Below are 19,967 nucleotides of genomic sequence, written 5' to 3' on the forward strand. Positions count from 1 at the left end.
ACCGCTACCTGAAACAAAAAAGTACTTTCACTAATTTACAATTCCTGTACAGGCTGGACAGCCTGCAAGTATCAAGCTACCCTATGCGGGATAGTGTAGAAAGCTGGGAGGCGGAAGAACGAAAGGCCTTTGAACTGAATAAGAAATTGCGGGAGCAATCAACAGCAACCAATGAAGTGAAAACAGCATTGGAGGAATTAAAAATTAGAGAAAAGTTAAGAAAAGCAGCTGGCAAATAGATCTGTAAAATTTGTTTTGCAAATAAATTAGCAGAAAAAAATAAAGAGTGATCAGCATGCTTCTGCAAAGGCAGTCCCTAAACTATACCAAGCAAGCTTTCTCAATACTCATTTTGTATAAAATCTTGTGTCAGCCATATGGTGCAGGGATGCAGATAAATATTAATAAGGAATGACAAAGACCCTGTATAGTACACCTGCCTTATATCTTTGTGCCTGCGGCAAATAAGCCAGGAGAACTATGCATGATAAAAGTATTGGTCATTGAGATTAGCTCTGCCCCGCCAACCACAATTCCCGATTTTATAAACGCTTACAGACAATTAAAACATCAATATGTGATTATATAATGCTTATCGCAAAAGGCCCGGCATGGTACTCCGCCCTATTTCTTTGCACCTTCGGCGAATAAGCCCGGAGAACTATGTCGGACAATGATATTGATCATTGAGGTTAGCTCGTACCTCCCCAACCACAATTCAAGCATTTTAAAAATTCTGATGATTTCTTAAAACAGATTCACTAAGTATTACTATCTGGAAATCTTTCAAGCGAATACGTTAAATAGAATTTTTTAGCACCCTTCATCCTTATCTGCCGCAAAGATCTTGACAGGCTTTGCCAAAAGCAAAGTCTGCGTTCCGCCAAAATACAAGGGCGGAACTGGCCGGGGTTTTGTAAAAACAATCTCCACCCCGGTTTGGCCTCCTTCGGAGATATATCTGTGGGGTCGTATTCTTTTTACAAAAACCTTGCTTTTGCCAGCCCCTTTTCAAGGCCGCATCAGATCAATCCCATTAAAATATTGTTCCAGTTGGATATAAAACCATATTACACTTATTTTTGGGTAACCATTTTGTCTGTTATGAAACCCTTGCTTTTTTGCCTGCTTGTTCTCCCCTGCCTCTTCAATAATGCGAAGGCTCAGACCATCGAAGAACAATTGAAAAAAACACATCCCACCTGCAATGATGTGTTCTTAAACGCCGTCGAGATATTTCCAACACTCTACCGGCAAAAGGCTTTTGATTCCATGCACACAGCCATTAACATCTGGAAAGACGCCTGTGGCGACAATGATAAAATAACCTGTACCTCGCTGCTGCTGTCTATACAACAGACTACATTTAAAAAAGATTCCCTCAGTGCTTTTACTATTTCGGTACTGGAGAACTACGCCCGTTCATTTTCTTTCTATAAAAGATATACTTCACCTTATTACAAAAATGAAGCGGCCTTTTATAAATTCATTTCTATCTGGGCAAAATTGCTGATGGCAGAAAGACGATTGGATGGATCTGAGAAATTTATCTGCTCCGTTTTTACTGGTGATATTACCGATCCGGCAACAGAAATTAAACACCATGCCGAAGAATATCCGGAACTGGCGGCACTGGTACAACAAAAAGAAAAAGAGCAAAGAAAAAGATCCCGTGTGAATGGCGCTTTTCTAATTGGCACCTGGGTTCCGAATGGTGATCTTAAAATAATTGGCAATCATCCGGCTATCGGGTTTCAGTGGGGCACAAGAAAAGACAAACAGGAAATTGATTTTACTATGCAGTTTCGTTTTATAAAAAGTGCTAACCCTTACCTGATTAAACGAAACAATACAATGTATCAAAGCGATCATTTTTTCGGTGGCTATATCGGATTTGATTACACCTGTTACCTGCTGAGCAATCAAAAGAATGACCTTGGAGTAATGGCTGGTATTGGCTTTGATGGTTTTGATGTTTCTAAATCAAATGATCAAAGCCTGAGGCCGCTGTCAATAAATGCATTCAACGCCAATGGCGGATTAAGGTATAACTTTTATGTAACACCCACTTTTTACCTGGGGTTGCAGGGCCGGTATAATGTAGTCAACTACTGCAACAGCGGCGGCAGCAGCCTGCAGGGAAATGCCTTTTCAATCGACCTGATTATTGGTGGTTATCACTCACGCTACGGCGGTTACTATTCCCGGTATGGCCGGTGATATTGCAACAGTTTATCTCACTGTTTGCTCTGATCCTTCCAGCGGGCCTCTGTAGCTTAACGGATCTATCTTAAAATGACGTGTGTAAATATTCGCCTGCTGAAAAATATTTTTTAGATTGGTGGCAGTTGCTTCAAAATTTTTACCGTCTCTTGTATCAAAATCATTCAGCACTAACCCTGTAGCTTCCTTCATCATCGCCTGCGGATCATCCAGGTAATAATACAACACGGCCAGGTTATAATAACTTGCATAGCGGATTTTTCGGTCACGTCTTTTGCTGGAAGTATACCTTTGTTTAACACTTTCAAAATAATCAATTACCGGTTTTAATTGTTCACGTGCACCTTCGATGGACTGGTTGGCATTCATCGAAAAAAGTACTTCCGTCAACTGCTGAAAAGCTTTGCGGTGATCTTCATATTCAGGATGCTTTTTGTTGCCCACGATCCACATCATATCATTTACCGTGACATCGCTGTAACCAAAATTATCGGTAATGCGGTCACTGAGGTAGTGCATGGCCCTGTTAACGCAATTGCGGTACAGGTCGCCGGTGGTGGTCATTGTGTTCAATACAAAATAACCTTCTGCCATTGGCCGGAAGGCAAATTCAGGACTTTTAAAAACTTGCTTGTAACCACGATCGGCCAGTGTCTGGTCCATGATATGCATACCCTTGTAATCAGATATCATTGCCATCGCAGCGAACGTGTATACCACTTCCTCGTGGTATAAGGTACGTGTACCGGTAATTTGTCCCAGGTTATTTTTAATATTTTCAATTCTTTCTTTAACAGAAACAGATTCGGGCAACAAATCTTCGAGTTTTACTTTAATAGTAATATGCCCGTACGCAGGAAGTTTTCTCCATCCTTCCAATATTACGGAGTTTTCTGCCACTGCCGGTTTCATAAACGGCTGCATCATTCTGCTGGATTCTACCACTACATTGTAAGTGTGATAAGTGCTGTCAAGGCGCATGGCAGGCAGCGAGTGAAACTGCACCGTGAAATTAAAACGATCTAGATCTACTGCTTGTGCAAAGGACATAAACGGGCAAAATACGAGGATAAACAGGTACTTTTTCATATAGAATTGGATTTGCTTTACCTGTTAACGTTTTTCTTCCCTTATTATTTCTTAAAAATCTTGTCCTAACGTATTGCCAGCAGTGTACTATTAAAATTTTGAAGGTTTTGCCTGATTTTTTCCCATATCCGGAGGCCAATCTTTTGTCTGGTCCCGTTTGCCCGCGTAACTAACAATTATTGAGATAAAGGAACCGGTTGCAAAATTCCCGATGGTAGCTGTGGCCAATATCATCCCCAGCAAGTAAACAGGTTTAGTAGTCAGGTCCTGCGCTGCAGCCCCGGGCAATAATTGTTGCTCAGGCACTGTAGAAAATAAATGCGGGTTGAAAAATAACATGGCTATCACAGCAAAAAGAACAGCCACCAATATCCCGGTCAAGGTAGTAAGATGACCGGCCAGGAGCATTGATACTGCCCGTTTTTGATCATAACGGGTATACAGCAGCTTATACTCGTAAAAAAAGATGGCTACCATAAAAAACAGGCAGCCCATGAAAAGATAATACAAATGCTGGTAACTATTATGGTAAAGAAATAAAACGACTGCCACAGTATATAATGTGGCAGCGGCCGATCCAAACAGCAGGTACTCTTTTAAATGTCGCCGGTCAAAAACAATGCTGCTCATCCAATTCTATTTAGAGGTGCTTCTTTTGGTGGACTTTAAATGGTAGGTGTTCCGCCGGTTACCTGCACTGTTGAACCCGTCATATAACTTGAATCCTGCGATGCAAGCAATACGTATACCGGTGCCAGTTCGGCTGGTTGCCCTGCTCTTTTCAGCGGTGTATCTTTTCCAAAGTTTTGTACTTTTTCAACAGGCATGGTAGATGGAATTAAAGGTGTCCAGATGGGACCGGGTGCAACACAGTTAACCCGTATTCCCTTGTCTGCCCAAAGCTGTGCCAGGCCGGACGTAAAATTTTGTATTGCTCCCTTGGTAGCCGCGTAAGCCAGTAAACCAGGCGAAGGCTTGTACGCATTTACAGAAGTTGTATTAACTACAGTGCTGCCAGGTTTAAAATGAGGCTCAGCCGCCTGGCACAGGTAAAACATGGAATAGATATTTGTTTTGAAAGTGTAATCCAGTTCTTCCGGAGTTATTTCCTGCAGTGACTCGTGTGTAGCCTGGAACGCCGCGTTGTTTACTAAAATATCAATCTCACCCAATTCTTTTACAGCCTGTTCAATCACATTTTTACAATGCCGGGGATCACTGATATCGCCTGGTATCAATACGGCCTTTCTTCCTGCTTCTTCTACATATTTGGCAGTTTCCTGTGCGTCATCATCTTCGTTTAAATAAGAAATGGCTACATCGGCGCCTTCTCTTGCGAATGCAATAGCCACGGCCCTTCCAATGCCGGAATCTCCGCCAGTGATTACCGCTTTTCTCCCCTGCAACTTGCCGGATCCTTTATAAGTCAGTTCCCCGTGATCAGCCCCGGGTTGCAACAAATCTTCGTCTCCCGGAGGTGCCTGTTGCTGTTCTTCATAAGGTGGCACCGGGTACTGTTCCAAAGGGTTTTCCATGCGTTTCGTTTCGTTATTTACTGTTGATGCAGATGTCATGATACTTGTCTTTTAAAAGTTATCAATAAATTGAGCGCAGGTATAACAAGCAACAGAAACATGCCAAAATAATATGCAGTAAACAACTTGCAAAGGCAAGCAATTTGTGTTCATAATCTTACCCAGTTGAGGAGGAAAACTGCCAGTAAAAAATTCGCTTGAACACAGTGATTGCCGGTCATGCCAGCGCCTGGCTCATCTCGTGAATAGTATTGTGAAGTAAATTCTGTTGGGTGATTTTTCTAAAGCAGTGCTGATGCAAGCAGTAAAACAACCAACAGGCAGCAAATACTCAGCACGATGCTTAATAAGGAAAAACTGCGGTAAGTCTGCTGCATACTGAGTCCGCTGAATTGCGATATTACCCAGAAGTAAGCGTCGTTGGCATGGCTTACCATCATGGCTCCCGAAGCTGTAGCGCCCAGTAATAATGACAATGGAAATGGGTCTTTGAACCCTGCTATAAATGCAACAGGCGATAATATGGAGGTAGCAACAATAATGGCTGATGTGGTTGAACCCTGTGCCGTTTTTAATAAACACCCAATTGCATAAGCAATCAGTAAAAAAGCCATCGGCGAAAATGTGCCGTTGCTTACCCAATGCTGCACCAGGTCGGCCAGTGGTGTTTTCTTTAACACATTTCCAAATACACCGCCAGCTCCAACCAATATCAGGATGGGTCCTGCGTTTCGGATCGCTTCTGTTATCCACCCGTTGAAAACCGGGACTTCAGATTGCTTCACCAGCAATAAGGACAACAATAAGCCACTCAGTAAAGCTATTACAGGGCTCCCCAGGAAATGCAATCCATTTTTCAGCTGTGCATGCATTGGTACTATTTCGGTGGCAGAACCTGCGGCTATTAATAAAACGGGTACTATTACCGGTAATACACTTTTCCAAAAAACGGGCAGGTGCATTAGTTCTTCTTCCTGTATTTCTGCTGCCGAGTCGTGTTCGTTCACTACATTTAAAAAGCGGGAGGCAAACAGCCAGCAAATGATTGTAGCGGGGATGCTTACAGCAAGCCCGGTTAAAATAACAGTGCCAAGATGTTGTCCCAAACCAAGATTGGCAGCACCTGCCAGTGCCCCCGGATGCGGCGGTAGTAATGTGTGCGTGATGTATAATCCACCAGCAAGCCCGTTTACAATGGCAGTGTATGATTTTTTTGTTTCCCTGCTCAAAGGTCTTGTAAGCCCGTTTAAAATTACAAAGCCGCTGTCGCAAAAAATAGGAATACCTATTACTGATCCGATAACGGTAATGGCCAGCACCGGCCTGTTCTTTCCTACAAAATGAATAATAGAATCAGCAATACGAAGCGTTGCCCCTGTTTTTTCCAGTACGGTTCCAATCAGTGTTCCCAGCACTACAACAAGCCCGATATGCGTCATCATGTTGCCAAAGCCTTCATTGGTAGTAAGCGCAATATCTTTTACCGGCATTCCCACAGCAATCCCTGTAAACAAAGCTGCTATCAGCAACGCTAAAAACGGATGCCATTTAAAACGGGAACAGGCTATCACGATAAACAAAATAGCAGCAGTAATAATAAGCAGTAAAGAAAAGCCTGTGACCATTTTAATGGATAATTGATAATTTTTTAATGGATAGTTTTAATGGATAGTGGATAATTTTTTAATGGATAGTTTTAATGGATAATGAGTAGCAAGTGGTAGCAAATCAATTTTCCTGCATCGCATCATTAAGTCTTTCACTATAATGAAGAAACCTATAACCTGACAACATTATCCATTATCAATTAAAAAATTATCAATTCACTTTATCCATTAAAGTTCTGCTATTACAATCACCAGGTCCATCACATTGGTTTGCGTTGCGCCGGTTTTAAACAGGCTGTCTGTTTGTTCAAATAAATGATATGCATCGTTGTTATTAAAATAGGCTGCTGCATCCAACTTCTTTTCGCTTGCCAATTCAATACTGTACTGGTCTGCAATCGCACCAGCTGCATCTGTTGGTCCGTCCGTTCCATCGGTGCCGGCTGCTAAAAAAGTAATCGCCGGTGTAGCATTATTTGCTTCCTTGCTCAATTCCAGTTGTGCGCTCAGTGCCATTTGCTGGTTACGACCTCCCTTCCCTTTGCCAGTAACTGCTACAATGGTTTCACCACCCAGTAACCAGCAGGCGGGTAGCGTTCCTGTATAATTTTTGCATTGCTGTACGAGCGCCGTACCTCTCTCAGCGGCGTCTCCATGTAACGTATTTTCAATGCTGACTACCTTGTACCCCAATGCCTTGGCCCTTGCTGCCGCAGCTTTTAAGGCGATGCTATTGCTGCCAATAATATGGTTGTGTACCTGATTGAAAACGGGGTCTGTTGACTTAGCTGTTTCATTTATTTTTCCTGTAATCCCGGCATGGATATAATCGCTGATAGCAGTCGGCAATCGATGCATTAAATTGTACTTAGTCAATACCGCTTCTGCATCTGCAAATTTAGATTGTTCAGCTACTGTCGGGCCACTGGCAATAACCGATAAGTCATCTCCCGGCACATCAGATATAATAAAAGAAAACCAGCTGGCAAGTGGTGCATATTGCAGTAATTGTCCGCCTTTTACACCAGATAAATGTTTTCGCACTGTGTTCATTTCATCAATCGTGGCACCACTTTTCAACAGCAGTTCGTATGTTGTTTGCAGTTTGCTTAAAGTTAATCCCTCCGGTACATCCATCCACAAAGAAGATGCGCCGCCACTGATGAGACAAATGATTAAATCACCTTTACCTGCCTTACTTATTAATTCGATGGTTTGTGCTGTAGCTACCACGCCACTTTCATCCGGCACCGGGTGTGCAGCTTCTGCGCAAATGATTTTTTGCAGTGGAAGGGAATGTTCATATTTTGTAACAATGATGCCGGCACTAATTAAATTACCCAGTATCTCTTCCACCGATTTTGCCATTGCTGCGCTGGCTTTTCCTGCACCAATTACGTAAATATTTTGCAACCCGGCTATTGGAAACTGTTGGTTGAAAATATGCAATGTGCTGTCGCTTATAAATAAATGGGCTGGCATTAATTGTGCCGGTTGCACTGCTGTAATAGCTGAGTTAAATATTTGTATGGCTTTGTCCCTTGTTGTCATATTTAATGCTGCATGCAATCATCCGCAACATACCAACTAATGCTAACTTAACCATAAATTATATCCGGCCAGGAAGATTGGTTTTGCAATTTATTTCATATGCTGAACGGCAGATGCGACCACTTTTGCAACATCCGGCGGATCGATTGTTCTGCAATCAGGGCAGTTTTCTTTTCCTACACTATATCCATATTGCCACCATTCGGCCATCTGAACGGGATCAAAAATCAGGGAGTTGGTGGTGAGCTCCTTTTTTGAATAATAAAAATTAAGTTTGATTTTTTTATTCATTCCTTCCAGCCTGCCGATAATCAAATCATCTGTAACAATCTGGTTCAGCATAAAAGAAAACACCCTGGAAGTAAGATCCAGTGCATTGCGGATAGGCAATTTATTCACCGGGTTTTCATTTGTTTTTAAAACAATAATATCCAGTTCGGTAGCCCCTTTTTGAATGGCCTGGTAAATGGGCACAATGTTACCCATACCGCCGTCCGCATATTCATACCCGTTTTTTGTGACCAGGCTCATAAAAGGTACCAGCGAAGCGGAAGCCCAAACCCACTCACAAAAATCAGTATAAGTACAGTCCTTCGCTTCCTTATATTCCACCGCCATTGTATTGAGGTTAGACACTGTAATATGAACATCATTTTTTTTGATCAGCTCAAAATCACTTTCAGTAATGGTTTTAAAAATCAGGTCCCGCAGGTTCTCACTTTCGCCGAATGTTTTCTTCCCCTCTAAAAACATTTTTACAATACCCAAGTGATTGATTTTTGTTTTATACACGTTCTTCTTCTTCTTCAACAAAAAAGGACAATTGTTAAAGATATCATCCTGTGTAACAGTGGTAAATACGTGCTTTAATTTATCAGTATTACCAATGGATAAAAGCGGTACCAGCAGACTGCCGGTAGAACTGCCAATGAAAATTTTATAATCCCGCTTACATACATTTATCAGGTATTCAGCAATCCCGCCAGCAAATGCGCCTTTGCTGCCGCCGCCTGAAATAACAAGTGCTTTCATACATTATTTTACAAAAGGTAGTATTTTTTTGGCTGAATTTTTGATGCATATGATTAGTTTTTTGTCCTTCAATTTAACTGATGACTGTCATTATTTTCCCTCAAAAATTCAGCGTAACTTGAACCTTCGGTCCACCTTAAATTAAGTCATATGAAAAATGCAAAATTGTTCCCTCCCGGCTATTCCATTTACCCCGGTCAGTTTGTTCCTTTACTAAGTGAAACTGCGGTTAAGAAAGAACTTAAAAAATCTCATACCGGAAACAGGACCATGTATCCTGCTGTAAGCCTGGCAGACGAGGCAGACTATGTTAAGGTTGAAATAGCTGTGCCCGGTGTTGTGCGGGAAGATTTTGTAGTTTACGCTGACAAAAACTTTTTAACGGTTTGTGTAACGCATAAAGAATCGGGCATTCAACCACAAGAAAACGACGGGCAACCGGGCTTTAACAACATCTTCTTTTATAAACGCATTGAGTTGCCATTAAATGTGGATACTGCATTTATAAGTGCTGAATATAACAGCGGCGTACTGCATTTGCATATTCCCAAGTCAAGTGAGCCTGCAGCAAATCTACATACCAGGATTGTGGTGTATTAATTTTATTGCCTGTTTTTACTTACAGTTTGCATGGGAACATTTGTCATGCAAAACACTGTAGCCTGCATTTATCCATTCACCAGCGGCATAACCTTTGAGCCAATCAGCCCGATAGACTGTACTAATTTTTTGTGCGAAAGCCCGGCATTATCCATCTGAAAAGTAAGTCTGGAAATACCACCCAGGGCCTCACTATGCCTTTTAATTTTTTCAGCTACTTCTTCAGGCCCTCCTACCAGTAAAGCTCCGAACATTCCGGTTTGCGCATTAAAGTGCGAACGGGTAACCGGCGGCCAGCCACGCTCCTTTCCTATCCTGGTAAACGTTTCAGCATAGCCGGGGTAATAGTCATCTACGGCTTCTTCTGTAGTATTGGCAACGTAACCAAGCGAATGTAAACCTACGGTCAATTGTTCCGGCGAATGACCTGCCTTTTTTCCTGCGGCCCGGTACAGATCAACCAGGGGACGAAACCGGTGTGTTTCACCACCAATGACGGCAACCATTAAAGGCAGACCCAATGTACCGGCACGGACAAAAGAAGCCGGCGTTCCGCCAACACCGATCCAGACAGGCAAAGGGTTCTGCAAAGGCCTTGGATAGATGGCCTGGTTATGTAAGGCCGGGCGAAACCTACCGGACCAGTTGACTGTTTCATTGGCGCGGATTTTTAAAAGCAGGTCGAGCTTTTCTGTAAACAGTTCGTCATAGTCTTCCAGTTTTAATCCAAATAAGGGAAACGCCTCAGTAAAAGATCCGCGGCCTACCACCATTTCAATACGGCCTTTGGAGATTAAATCCAGGGTAGCAAAATTTTGAAATACCCTTACCGGGTCAGCCGCACTCAAAACCGTAACGGCGCTTGTAAGGCGAATGCGGTTTGTTTTAGCAGCCGCAGCAGCAAGTAGCACCGTTGGCGCAGCATCTAAAAATTCCCTGCGGTGATGCTCGCCTATTCCAAAAACGTCCAGGCCGGCTTTGTCTGCAAAAACAATTCTTTCAATCAACTCGTCTATCGCCTGCATGCTATCCTCTGCAGTACCGCCGGCCTTTGCTGACGCTGCGGCAAAACTATCAATTCCTATTTCCATTTAGTGTTTATTTAGCATTAGCATAACTGTTTCGTCATGCAAATATAGTTGAATGACGACAGGCATTCCAACACCAGGATTAATCATTCCAACCCAACATTTTTCGGGCAAAAGGACTGACAATACTCAATATTTTGCCGGACGATGGTCAGTGTTATTTAAATATAATGCGGGTAGCTTTCTGCTTACTAAACAGCAAGCTCATGAAAAACATTTTGCTCAATATCGTCATTTCCTTTGCCTGTCTCACAGCCATTCTCTCCCTGATGTCGGCAGGCTGCGACAACGAGGAAAGCAATACGGGATATCACTACGTTAACATACCCGGCTTTGAAGAGGCAGACTATATCCCGATGCTCAACAGCAGCAATGAGGAAATACAGTACAATGCGGTTTGTTATTTTGCCGGGCATAATTACTATGACCATTACCTGATGACCGATTCGCTCAGGAAGACTGGGAGTTATGATACTGCGCTGTTGTTATACCAGAAAATTTATCCGATGATGAATTCAAAAAATAGCTGGGTCAGCAGTGCTGCCGTTCTGTTTATCAGTAAGTTTCAATACAACCGCCCGGCTTTTGTAAACTTTGCCCTTACAAACACCAATCCTTCCAAAAACGTGCAGTTAGAAATAATCGCTGGGCTTTTGGAGGATTCTGCTAAAGACAGCCGGCTGCTTCAGCAAAAGGTCAGCTTTCTGAAGCAGCAACCTTCCTGGCTGCTGCAAAACGGAGTGTACCAGTTAATAGGCGAATACGATTCGGTTTCTTCCGAACCATTGATCCGTGAGTATAAAGAAATGAAGGACGACTATAAAAAAATACTGGTGCTGGATGTGCTGTGCAATCACATGACGGACAAAGTATTTTCGTTTGTTGCCAACGAATGGGCTTCCACAAAAAATGAGCGCATCAAAAAAATGATTTCATCCAATATTGTATTTGGCCATAATCACCGGCAGGTGCTAAACTGGTATGCTGCACATTGGCCGGTATTAGAGCAGAACATGGAAGAAATGATTGAAATGGCATCTGAAAACAAGACCCGCAATATCAGTAGTGAACTTATTGTAATGGCGCTATCCAGGGGGTGGAAGCCATCTTCGGTTCTGCAGATAAAAGGGGTAAATGAAAATGAATATGACGGGCAACCGCGTTTGTTTATCACACTGAAGTTGCATCAGCCATACCGTGATAGCAGCAGCGATAAATATTCACCTGCATTAATAAGTATAGAAAACGCACTGCTCCAAAATCCATCTTTAAAAAATGAATGGCAGGCATTCGAAAAGCGATTTACCAAATATCCATTGCCATCAGAATTGATCAGCCAGCAAAAAAAATTAACTGCAACTTACCTGCAGCAAACCGCCATGTTGTTACAGCAATATAAAATCGATACGTCGCTGGCCAATAATTTTATGCAGGGGATCAATTATCAGTTGAACGCATTGACGGGTTCGAGAATCAGCAGGAAAGAAAAAGAATAGGTGAGGTGGTAAGCACTATCGTTGATGAAAAGGTGTCACAAAAAAATCATGTACTTTTTGATTGAATTCGGAGGTGTGTTCTTCCAATGTTCCATGCCCCGAATCGGGCAATATCCATAAATAGGCATGTGGAATATGTTTAAAAATTTGAACCGTATGTTCCAGCACAATTAAGTCATGGTCGCCGCTGATGATCAGTGAGGGGCATTGAATAGCAGTCAAATCAGTTAATGGAATATTGGGTTGCAGCCAGTCGAGCATAAATATTTTCCAGTCATTTTTCTCTTTGGCATCGGTCATTTTTTTTGTATGCAGGGCATCATAATGCTTTTGTTCATCTTTCCATAAAGAAGGAATCAATGCGGTAGAATCCGGCCACAGATTGGCACCTGTTGAAGCCAGTTTAATTACTTTACCCGGGTGACGCATAGCCAGCGAAAGGGCTATAATACCCCCGTCGCTCCAACCAATTACATACGCTGAATCAATATGCATCTTGTCCAGTAATGCAGCCTCATCATCGGCCATCATTTCAAAACTCAGGGAATCATTTGTATCTGTCGATTTACCATGCGCACGGCTATCGGTTACAATTACTTTATACTGCTTAGAAAAGTAAGGAATAATACTGGTCATACTGCTGATGCTGCCTCCGTTACCATGTATCAACAATAGCGGTTTGCCATTACCGTATTCTTCTACATACATTTTCATTCCACGCACATCGTAATATTTCGCCGCGGCTTTGTTATTGCCATAATTCGCTTTCACCTGTGCACTGTTGGTACCTGAAACAATTACACTGAGCAATGCCAACAACCATTTTTGCATGACCATTATTTTTGCAGTAAAGATAAGATTGTCTTCACGTCAAAATACACCAGGTTGATTCATTGGGCGTACTGTACGCTCCATCACATCATACTTTCATGTGCAATTTTTCCTGTATCCAGCCGGTTGAAAAGCCATAGATGACAAGCACAATAACCAGCACCACAATGATTGCCATTACAACTCCTGTTGAAGAATACCTGCTTCGGTGAGCCGGTTTGGCGTAGCTGGAATTGCTGTTCACCGGCAACGTTGTTTTGGCTTTAATCAGTTTACCTGCATACCGGTTGGTAAAAATATCTATCTCAGCTTGATTGCTTACGACCTGCTCGGCCAAAAAAATTTCCTTATTATCCATCAAATCGAATGCCTGTAATGTGGCAGGGAGATCTTCACTTCTTAAGTCCATTGCAGTAAATTTTTAAATTAAAAACTTACCTGTACAATTTTGCTGCCAAGGACATATTGTGCATTTAACAGCCTTATCAGAGACAACCTTCCCGCAGATGGCGCAGGTTGCCGCAAATATTGTTTAATTCATTGCTCTCTTTGTAACAACTGTTTCTTAATGGAAGTCTGCATATTCTTCCCTATTAATCTGCGGGACCGGCAGAAATTTATTTAACGAGCCACTATTGTATGACTGCCCTTTTCTCCATCCCTCAGCGGGTAATAAATTCTACTAAGCAAAAAAATACTTACCGATCAAAACAAAAATAATTTGAACCTTAGCACCCGGCACTTGTAATATTTCTGGTGCAGAACTTGCTAAACAACAGCAAATTTGCTTATTTCAACTTATAACAATAATAACAACAACATGACAACAAAACAAATAGTGCTTGCCCGGAGACCAAAAGGCCTTCCGGTGGCAGCAGATTTCAGAACAGAAAATATAACATTGCCTGCGTTGCAGGAAGGTGAAGTGTTGCTGAAAGGATTGTATTATTCCGTAGACCCTTACATGCGTGGCCGGATGAATGACGTCAAGTCTTATTCCCCGCCCTTTCAAATTGATGCCCCCATTGCAGGTGGAGTTGTTGCCTCCGTTGTGGAAAGTAAATCTGCCAATTTTACAACCGGCGATTTGGTTACAGGCTTTCTTCCCTGGCGCACTGAAATAGTTGCTTCAGAAAAATTGATCTCTAAAATTGATACTACGCTTGCACCTGCAAGTTATTATATCGGCATACTGGGTATGACGGGGCTAACCGCTTATTTCGGGTTGATGCACATAGGTAAACCCAAACCGGGCGAAACAGTAGTGGTATCCGGTGCCGCCGGTGCGGTGGGTGTTGTAGTTGGCCAGCTGGCAAAAATAGCGGGCTGCCGTGTGGTTGGCATTGCCGGGTCTGATGAAAAAATAAAATTGCTGAAAGACGAATTTGGCTTTGATGAAGCCATCAATTACAAAACCACAACGGATATGGAAAAAGCAATTGCAGTTGCTTGTCCTGGTGGTGTGGATATTTACTTTGATAACGTCGGTGGAACAATATCGGATGCGGTGATAGCCAATATCAATTTTCACGCCCGCATTCCTTTGTGCGGACAAATATCTACTTATAACAGCACTGAAGTACCGACCGGGCCACGATTGCAATCTATGTTGCTCACCCGTAGCGTATTGATGCAGGGTTTTATTATTAACGACTTTCAAAGTGAATTTGCGGAAGGCATTCAACACCTGGCCCAATGGGTAAAAGAAGGAAAACTTAAATTCACTGAAACCATTATCCATGGCTTTGATTCACTGCCAACGGCGCTGCTGGGACTATTCAAAGGAGAAAACACCGGTAAGATGATTGTGAAAGCATAGCTTGTTTCAACAACAAGCGTCAATCGTTATTTATTGCATGGCTGAATGGAAGCATCTTATAAAACAAATGCTGTCGATGGATACAGGCTTCGTATTTTAGTACAACCGCCATTCATTCGTTTAAAATAACATTCATGAAATTAATTTTTATTTCCGGCTGCTTACTCGTGGCAGCGTTAAATTCCATTGCTCAAAACAACACGTTTAAAATTGGGGGAAATTTAAAGACATCAGCTGCAAAAAATATACAGGCTGGTTATGAAGACTATAAAAGAATTGCATTAAATATTTGGGACTATGCCGAAGTCGGATTTAAAGAAAACAAAAGCTCACTCCTGTTACAAAATACCCTTAGCCAGCATGGGTTTACAATTGAAGCCGGTGTAGCAGGAATGCCTACTGCATTTGTAGCCAGTTACGGAACTGGTAAACCTGTGATTGGTATTCTTGCGGAGTTTGATGCCTTACCGGGACTGTCACAGGACACCTCATTTACCAAGACGCCCATTGAAGGAAGAACAAGCGGACATGGTTGCGGCCATCACCTTTTTGGTACCGGTTCTGTAGCTGCGGCCATTGCCATTCAGCAATTGATTGAAGCGGGTAAAATCCGGGGCACCATAAAATTATATGGCACTCCGGCCGAAGAAGGCGGCGGTGGAAAAGTATACATGGTGAGGGAAGGTTTGTTTGACAATGCAGATGTGGTACTGCACTGGCACCCGGGTGATAAAAATGAAGTTACTTACAGCAGTGCATTGGCTTACCGCTCTGCCAAATTCAGGTTTTACGGCGTTGCCGCACACGCCGCAGCGTCACCCGAAAAAGGACGTTCAGCACTGGATGCGGTGGAAGCCATGGACAACATGGTGAACATGATGCGGGAACATATACCGCAGGAATCCCGGATTCATTATGTAATTACAAATGGTGGTAAAGCCCCTAATGTGGTCCCTGATTTCGCAGAAGTGTTTTATTATGTGCGCCACCCGGAAAGAGCCACTGTTGAAAGTTTGTTTGAGCGGGTAGCCAGGGCCGCCCGGGGTGCAGCAATGGGCACCGAAACTAAAATGGAGTATGAAGTCATTGATGGAACACATGATTTACTGATCAACAAAACACTGGCGGCAGATATGCAGACCAACCTTGAAAAAGTAGGTGGCATAACCTATACGCCCGATGAAATACTGTTTGCACAAAAATTGCAATCCACTTTTTTAGGTAAGATACCTTCACTGGATTCGGCGGCGATTGTTACTCCCTTGCATACAGATAAAAACCAGGGGTCAACCGATGTAGGTGATGTAAGTTATGTTGTGCCGACTGTGGGTTTATCCACGGCTACCTGGGTGCCCGGCACAGCTGCACACAGCTGGCAGGCGGTTGCCTGTGGAGGGAAAGATATGGGCACAAGAGGCATGATAGCAGCCGCAAAAACGCTGGCTTTCACGGCGATTGATCTGTATTTAAACCCGGCGTTGATCAAAAAGGCAACGGATGAATTCAACACACTTAAGGGTGATTATAAATACAAACCTTTACTGGGAGACAGAAAGCCGGCGTTGAATTACAGGGATTAATTCGCCTGCTGCTTACAACAACTTAATTAATCTTCCACATATTCTTTAATTCTTACAGAAATGGTATAGCATCATTGTAGCAATAAATTGGAAATACATACCTGTTATCAACTATATTTGATAATCCACTTCACTCAAAATTTAATCATGCAAAAGCAATCACCATCAAAGCTGCTGTTACTGATTTCTCTAGGTGTGTTTTTTAGCTGCGCCAAGCAGACAGCTGTTCCTGCAGCTACCAGCCTGTCAGCTGATAAAAGTGCAGGCAATGCACTTAAACCTGTGTCATCGGTAGTAACCTATTTAACAGGAGATGCTGCAGATGTAACTACCTCACCCACTGCAGGTCTTATTTTAATGGGTGGTGGTACAGATGTGGATGCAGCCATAAAATGGTTTTTACAAAGAGCCGGTGGCGGGGATGTGGTGGTGATAAGGGCTACGGGTGCCGATGGGTATAACCAGTATATGTATGATATGGTGGGCGTAAATTCTGTTGAGACTATTATTATTGATAGCAGGGCCAAAGCTGACCTTGCAGAAGTTACGCAAAAGATACGCAATGCCGAAGCGTTGTTTATCGCCGGTGGCGATCAGTGGGATTATATTAATTACTGGAAAAATACCGGTACCGAAGACGCCATCAATTACCTGATCAACACAAAAAAGGTTACGGTGGGTGGCACAAGTGCCGGTCTTGCAGTGATGGGCAGTATTTATTATAGTGCACAAACGGGCAGTGTAACTTCTGCCCAGGCGTTAAAAGATCCATACCATAAATACATCACGCTGGGGCAAAATGATTTTATTGCTACTCCCCTGTTGCAAAATACCATTACAGATTCTCACTATACGCAGCGTGACAGGCAAGGCAGGCACATCACGTTTCTTGCAAGAATGATGAAGGACTTTGCATATGCCAATATCAAAGGCATTGGCATAGATGAACAAACCGCAGTCTGCATCGACCAGACAGGCGCAGGCAAAGTTTATGGCATTAACCAGGCGTATTTTTTACAAAATGAAACCCTGGGGGCAGAAACCTGCATCAGCGGAATCCCACTTACCTGGAACCGCAGCGGTCTTGCAGTAAAGGCCTATAAAATCAGCGCCAGTTTAACCGGTAACGGAAGTTTCAATGCCACCAACTGGACGCTGGGTGGTGGTACAGCCTATCATTATTATGTAAACAATGGTGTACTGGTACAAAATTAATTTCGAAGGGGTTTTATAAAGCGCAACTACCATAAATGCTTCGGCATTGCTGAAGTATGAACCAGTTATTTTGATGAACAATACATAGCGAGTAAAAGAAATTTAGGTTTTCATTTTAGTATGTAAAGCTTGGCAGAAATGAAGCATTATCAGGAATTGACCTTATTATTGTATTGAAAATTTGTCCGGTTAATAAGGTAATGAGGTTGCAGTAAATCAGGTTATTTTCCTACTAGGATGGATGACCCGGTAACAATGATTAAAAGAAAGGCTTATTGCAAACCCTGTTTAATAATACGCTGTATTATTTTTAAATGATGCCGCGTATGCAGTTTCAAAAATGTAATGGCAGGTTTTACATTCAGATCACCGAAAAAGGGATGGGTAAAGAAATGATTGGCAGGTAAGTCTTTTAAAGCATTTACATTTTGTTGAACAGTTATAAAATCTGCTTGTATTTTTTCTATATTGAATTCCCCTTTCGGCTGTACAGCAGCCGGTGCTTTTACTTTTCCTGCGGGAATTTTTCCAATCGTATAAATAAAGGTTCTCATCAAATTGAACTTCCATTTATATTTCGCGGCATCTGACTTTTTTAGCGCATTCATAACCGCATTTAACACAAGTAAACTGTGTTCAATGTGCCAGCCCACGCTGGCCTGGGAAATGGCGGGATTTATTTTTGCAGCATTTGGAATCTGTTCTTCCAGTTGCTTTACGAGACCAGATAATTTTTTCATTTTTAAACCCTTTTTGTACAATTAATTGATGATTCTTTTCAAATATACACCACTTAAAATAGCATCTCCTTTTTATACATCTATCTGGCATGAGCCCGCGGCGATTGCAATTCATCAAAAGTATTTGTAATTTTCATCCCCTAAAATAACAGGTATGAAAAAGATAAGACTCTGCACGTTGTTCTTACTAACGTTTCATTTTTTACTGGCGCAACAGCCCGATTACCGGGTAGTTTTTGATATGAGCACAAAAGATTCAATCAGTCAGCAGGCACTCATCCGTGAGGCGACACTGATCGTCAAGGAAAATCCTGCGGCAAAGCTGGAGGTAGTCATTTATGGTCAGGGGCTTCCACTTGTCACCAAAGCACAATCAGGCCAGGCAAAGCCCATTCAAGACCTTATGGCTGGTAAAAATGTGACCTTTAAAGTATGTGCCTTTACCATGAAAAGAAACGGCATTAGTGAACAGGATCTGTTGCCGGGAGTGCAGGTTGTACCGGATGGCATCTACGAAATTGTCAGCAAGCAGCATGAAGGCTGGGGCTATATTAAAGTAGCACACTAAATGCAATGGTTTTATTTAAAAAAGCAGCGCCGCAAATACATGTGCGGCGCTGCAACAAAATAGTATGCCCTTGTTCAGGCTACCGAGCAGTAAGCACAACCATGCTCCTGTGCACGGCCTACGGCCCACACGCCGGAAGGAACAGGCTGCATACCGGGCAGTAATCCCTGCAGCCATTCTTTTTTTACATCCTCTGCCTTCAGTCCCATTTTATCAGCGGTTGCCGCACTGTAAACGGTTATCGCCGCATCACATACACAGAACATAACACCACTGGCCTGCAGTTCATCTATTCCAATGGCTACTTCTCCAAAACCAGGCACCTTAAATGTGCCCTTCTGTGGCTTCCAGAAAGGGTTTCGGGTGGCGGCGGCTTTCGTGGCGGGGTCATCGGCTTTAAACATTTCTCCAAATTTGTATTTGGACCACAGTTTATCTTCCATAGCATAGGGAATGGCATCATGCCGTAGTATCACAACGACACTGCAATCATTTGCCGCGGAACCGGTCCCTTCATTCGTTAATAAAAAAACCCTTGGCCAGGCAAAGGGAAATATTTCTTTAGGGTGTGTGACATCAAAAACAATACGGTGTTTGCCTTTTATTTTGGCAAACCACGCATCAGGATCTTCAGGGGCCGTTTCAATTTTATTGTTACCGGTTGACTCCACTCCAGCTTTCATGGTAAGGGGAAACGCCAGCGATGCCACGCCAAGGGTGGCAGCACCGGAAGCCAGGAAACCTATAAATCCACGCCTGGCTGTAGGTTGATTTAACATGTTGAGTTCCATTGCTCGTAATTTTAATTGTAGAAGATATATTTTGACCACGAAAAGTACAAATTAGAATCGCCACTTGCAAGCGATTCGTTGTGATAATTTTCGATTACACACAGAATCTGGCAATAAAAAAAATCGTGTGTTATGCCCAGTTATTTTGGAATCAATTGGTTGTTAATGGTTAAATGGCCAGGGAAGACGCAGGTAGGTCATT

General features: G+C 42.7%; 19 protein-coding genes. 8 read left to right on the top strand and 11 right to left on the bottom strand.

Annotation, left to right across the window (positions count from 1 at the left end; translation table 11 throughout):
- Both JWR61_RS07835 and JWR61_RS07840 read left to right on the top strand, forming a co-directional pair.
- Nucleotides 1–239 (top strand): hypothetical protein (locus JWR61_RS07835; protein ID WP_301927288.1); only part of this gene is annotated, 239 nt, incomplete at its 5' end.
- 814 nt (nt 240–1,053) lie between these two features.
- Nucleotides 1,054–2,220 carry a hypothetical protein gene (locus JWR61_RS07840; RefSeq protein ID WP_301927289.1) on the top strand — a complete coding sequence of 389 codons (1,167 nt, stop codon included), beginning with the start codon at nt 1,054–1,056 and terminating at the stop codon, nt 2,218–2,220.
- A 12-nt stretch (nt 2,221–2,232) separates the two neighbouring features.
- Here JWR61_RS07840 and JWR61_RS07845 read toward each other — a convergent pair whose 3' ends face one another.
- The 6 genes from JWR61_RS07845 to JWR61_RS07870 all read right to left on the bottom strand — a co-directional run bounded on the left by JWR61_RS07845 (nt 2,233) and on the right by JWR61_RS07870 (nt 9,037).
- Entirely contained in the window at nt 2,233–3,312 is a 1,080-nt protein-coding gene (locus tag JWR61_RS07845; RefSeq protein WP_301927290.1) for a hypothetical protein, read from the bottom strand.
- Between the two features lie 90 nt (nt 3,313–3,402).
- The gene (locus JWR61_RS07850; RefSeq protein ID WP_301927291.1) at nt 3,403–3,942 is read right to left on the bottom strand and encodes a hypothetical protein; all 540 of its coding nucleotides are present in this window, start codon (nt 3,940–3,942) and stop codon (nt 3,403–3,405) included.
- Between the two features lie 35 nt (nt 3,943–3,977).
- Nucleotides 3,978–4,886 carry an SDR family oxidoreductase gene (locus JWR61_RS07855; RefSeq protein ID WP_301927292.1) on the bottom strand — a complete coding sequence of 303 codons (909 nt, stop codon included), beginning with the start codon at nt 4,884–4,886 and terminating at the stop codon, nt 3,978–3,980.
- A gap of 242 nt (nt 4,887–5,128) precedes the next feature.
- Nucleotides 5,129–6,472 carry a GntP family permease gene (locus tag JWR61_RS07860; RefSeq protein ID WP_301927293.1) on the bottom strand — a complete coding sequence of 448 codons (1,344 nt, stop codon included), beginning with the start codon at nt 6,470–6,472 and terminating at the stop codon, nt 5,129–5,131.
- A gap of 210 nt (nt 6,473–6,682) precedes the next feature.
- Nucleotides 6,683–8,005 (bottom strand): glycerate kinase, encoded by a 1,323-nt coding sequence (locus JWR61_RS07865; protein ID WP_301927294.1) that lies wholly within the window; start codon nt 8,003–8,005, stop codon nt 6,683–6,685.
- 90 nt (nt 8,006–8,095) lie between these two features.
- Complete coding sequence (locus JWR61_RS07870; protein ID WP_290338739.1) at nt 8,096–9,037, bottom strand: patatin-like phospholipase family protein; 942 nt, start codon at nt 9,035–9,037, stop codon at nt 8,096–8,098.
- Between the two features lie 150 nt (nt 9,038–9,187).
- Between JWR61_RS07870 and JWR61_RS07875 the strand changes: the two genes are divergently transcribed.
- Nucleotides 9,188–9,637, top strand: a complete 450-nt coding sequence (locus JWR61_RS07875) for an Hsp20/alpha crystallin family protein (protein ID WP_301927295.1) — start codon at nt 9,188–9,190, stop codon at nt 9,635–9,637.
- 68 nt (nt 9,638–9,705) lie between these two features.
- Here the strand turns inward: JWR61_RS07875 and JWR61_RS07880 are convergent, their stop codons facing one another.
- Nucleotides 9,706–10,728, bottom strand: a complete 1,023-nt coding sequence (locus tag JWR61_RS07880) for an LLM class flavin-dependent oxidoreductase (RefSeq protein WP_301927296.1) — start codon at nt 10,726–10,728, stop codon at nt 9,706–9,708.
- 203 nt (nt 10,729–10,931) lie between these two features.
- On the opposite strand from JWR61_RS07880, the gene JWR61_RS07885 reads away from it, so the two are divergent.
- Nucleotides 10,932–12,221, top strand: coding sequence for a hypothetical protein (locus JWR61_RS07885; protein WP_301927297.1), 1,290 nt, complete (start codon nt 10,932–10,934; stop codon nt 12,219–12,221).
- 15 nt (nt 12,222–12,236) lie between these two features.
- Here the strand turns inward: JWR61_RS07885 and JWR61_RS07890 are convergent, their stop codons facing one another.
- Nucleotides 12,237–13,052, bottom strand: coding sequence for an alpha/beta fold hydrolase (locus tag JWR61_RS07890; RefSeq protein ID WP_301927298.1), 816 nt, complete (start codon nt 13,050–13,052; stop codon nt 12,237–12,239).
- Between the two features lie 88 nt (nt 13,053–13,140).
- Nucleotides 13,141–13,461 carry a hypothetical protein gene (locus JWR61_RS07895; protein WP_301927299.1) on the bottom strand — a complete coding sequence of 107 codons (321 nt, stop codon included), beginning with the start codon at nt 13,459–13,461 and terminating at the stop codon, nt 13,141–13,143.
- Between the two features lie 411 nt (nt 13,462–13,872).
- Between JWR61_RS07895 and JWR61_RS07900 the strand changes: the two genes are divergently transcribed.
- The 3 genes from JWR61_RS07900 to JWR61_RS07910 all read left to right on the top strand — a co-directional run bounded on the left by JWR61_RS07900 (nt 13,873) and on the right by JWR61_RS07910 (nt 17,666).
- Nucleotides 13,873–14,871: an NADP-dependent oxidoreductase gene (locus JWR61_RS07900; protein WP_301927300.1), complete on the top strand. Its 999-nt coding sequence runs from the start codon at nt 13,873–13,875 to the stop codon at nt 14,869–14,871.
- Nucleotides 14,872–15,005: 134 nt separating this feature from the next.
- On the top strand, nt 15,006–16,451 hold the full coding sequence (locus JWR61_RS07905; RefSeq protein WP_301927301.1) for an amidohydrolase: 1,446 nt from the start codon (nt 15,006–15,008) through the stop codon (nt 16,449–16,451).
- Nucleotides 16,452–16,598: 147 nt separating this feature from the next.
- Nucleotides 16,599–17,666, top strand: a complete 1,068-nt coding sequence (locus tag JWR61_RS07910; RefSeq protein ID WP_301927302.1) for a cyanophycinase — start codon at nt 16,599–16,601, stop codon at nt 17,664–17,666.
- A 272-nt stretch (nt 17,667–17,938) separates the two neighbouring features.
- Here JWR61_RS07910 and JWR61_RS07915 read toward each other — a convergent pair whose 3' ends face one another.
- The gene (locus JWR61_RS07915) at nt 17,939–18,406 is read right to left on the bottom strand and encodes a DinB family protein (protein WP_301927303.1); all 468 of its coding nucleotides are present in this window, start codon (nt 18,404–18,406) and stop codon (nt 17,939–17,941) included.
- 154 nt (nt 18,407–18,560) lie between these two features.
- Between JWR61_RS07915 and JWR61_RS07920 the strand changes: the two genes are divergently transcribed.
- The gene (locus tag JWR61_RS07920) at nt 18,561–18,974 is read left to right on the top strand and encodes a DsrE family protein (RefSeq protein ID WP_301927304.1); all 414 of its coding nucleotides are present in this window, start codon (nt 18,561–18,563) and stop codon (nt 18,972–18,974) included.
- 74 nt (nt 18,975–19,048) lie between these two features.
- Here the strand turns inward: JWR61_RS07920 and JWR61_RS07925 are convergent, their stop codons facing one another.
- On the bottom strand, nt 19,049–19,765 hold the full coding sequence (locus JWR61_RS07925; protein WP_290338751.1) for a hypothetical protein: 717 nt from the start codon (nt 19,763–19,765) through the stop codon (nt 19,049–19,051).
- Nucleotides 19,766–19,967: the final 202 nt, after the last annotated feature.

This window comes from Ferruginibacter sp. (assembly GCF_028288465.1).
Classification (GTDB): domain Bacteria; phylum Bacteroidota; class Bacteroidia; order Chitinophagales; family Chitinophagaceae; genus Ferruginibacter.

What these genes read in the sequence shown, in the direction of transcription:
- JWR61_RS07895 (WP_301927299.1), bottom strand. Translation starts at nt 13,461, where the DNA reads ATGGACTTAAGAAGTGAAGATCTCCCTGCCACATTACAGGCATTCGAT.
- JWR61_RS07900 (WP_301927300.1), top strand. Translation starts at nt 13,873, where the DNA reads ATGACAACAAAACAAATAGTGCTTGCCCGGAGACCAAAAGGCCTTCCG.
- JWR61_RS07890 (WP_301927298.1), bottom strand. Translation starts at nt 13,052, where the DNA reads ATGCAAAAATGGTTGTTGGCATTGCTCAGTGTAATTGTTTCAGGTACC.
- JWR61_RS07880 (WP_301927296.1), bottom strand. Translation starts at nt 10,728, where the DNA reads ATGGAAATAGGAATTGATAGTTTTGCCGCAGCGTCAGCAAAGGCCGGC.
- JWR61_RS07860 (WP_301927293.1), bottom strand. Translation starts at nt 6,472, where the DNA reads ATGGTCACAGGCTTTTCTTTACTGCTTATTATTACTGCTGCTATTTTG.
- JWR61_RS07875 (WP_301927295.1), top strand. Translation starts at nt 9,188, where the DNA reads ATGAAAAATGCAAAATTGTTCCCTCCCGGCTATTCCATTTACCCCGGT.
- JWR61_RS07855 (WP_301927292.1), bottom strand. Translation starts at nt 4,886, where the DNA reads ATGACATCTGCATCAACAGTAAATAACGAAACGAAACGCATGGAAAAC.
- JWR61_RS07865 (WP_301927294.1), bottom strand. Translation starts at nt 8,005, where the DNA reads ATGACAACAAGGGACAAAGCCATACAAATATTTAACTCAGCTATTACA.
- JWR61_RS07915 (WP_301927303.1), bottom strand. Translation starts at nt 18,406, where the DNA reads ATGAAAAAATTATCTGGTCTCGTAAAGCAACTGGAAGAACAGATTCCA.
- JWR61_RS07920 (WP_301927304.1), top strand. Translation starts at nt 18,561, where the DNA reads ATGAAAAAGATAAGACTCTGCACGTTGTTCTTACTAACGTTTCATTTT.
- JWR61_RS07850 (WP_301927291.1), bottom strand. Translation starts at nt 3,942, where the DNA reads ATGAGCAGCATTGTTTTTGACCGGCGACATTTAAAAGAGTACCTGCTG.
- JWR61_RS07845 (WP_301927290.1), bottom strand. Translation starts at nt 3,312, where the DNA reads ATGAAAAAGTACCTGTTTATCCTCGTATTTTGCCCGTTTATGTCCTTT.
- JWR61_RS07910 (WP_301927302.1), top strand. Translation starts at nt 16,599, where the DNA reads ATGCAAAAGCAATCACCATCAAAGCTGCTGTTACTGATTTCTCTAGGT.
- JWR61_RS07905 (WP_301927301.1), top strand. Translation starts at nt 15,006, where the DNA reads ATGAAATTAATTTTTATTTCCGGCTGCTTACTCGTGGCAGCGTTAAAT.
- JWR61_RS07925 (WP_290338751.1), bottom strand. Translation starts at nt 19,765, where the DNA reads ATGGAACTCAACATGTTAAATCAACCTACAGCCAGGCGTGGATTTATA.
- JWR61_RS07870 (WP_290338739.1), bottom strand. Translation starts at nt 9,037, where the DNA reads ATGAAAGCACTTGTTATTTCAGGCGGCGGCAGCAAAGGCGCATTTGCT.
- JWR61_RS07885 (WP_301927297.1), top strand. Translation starts at nt 10,932, where the DNA reads ATGAAAAACATTTTGCTCAATATCGTCATTTCCTTTGCCTGTCTCACA.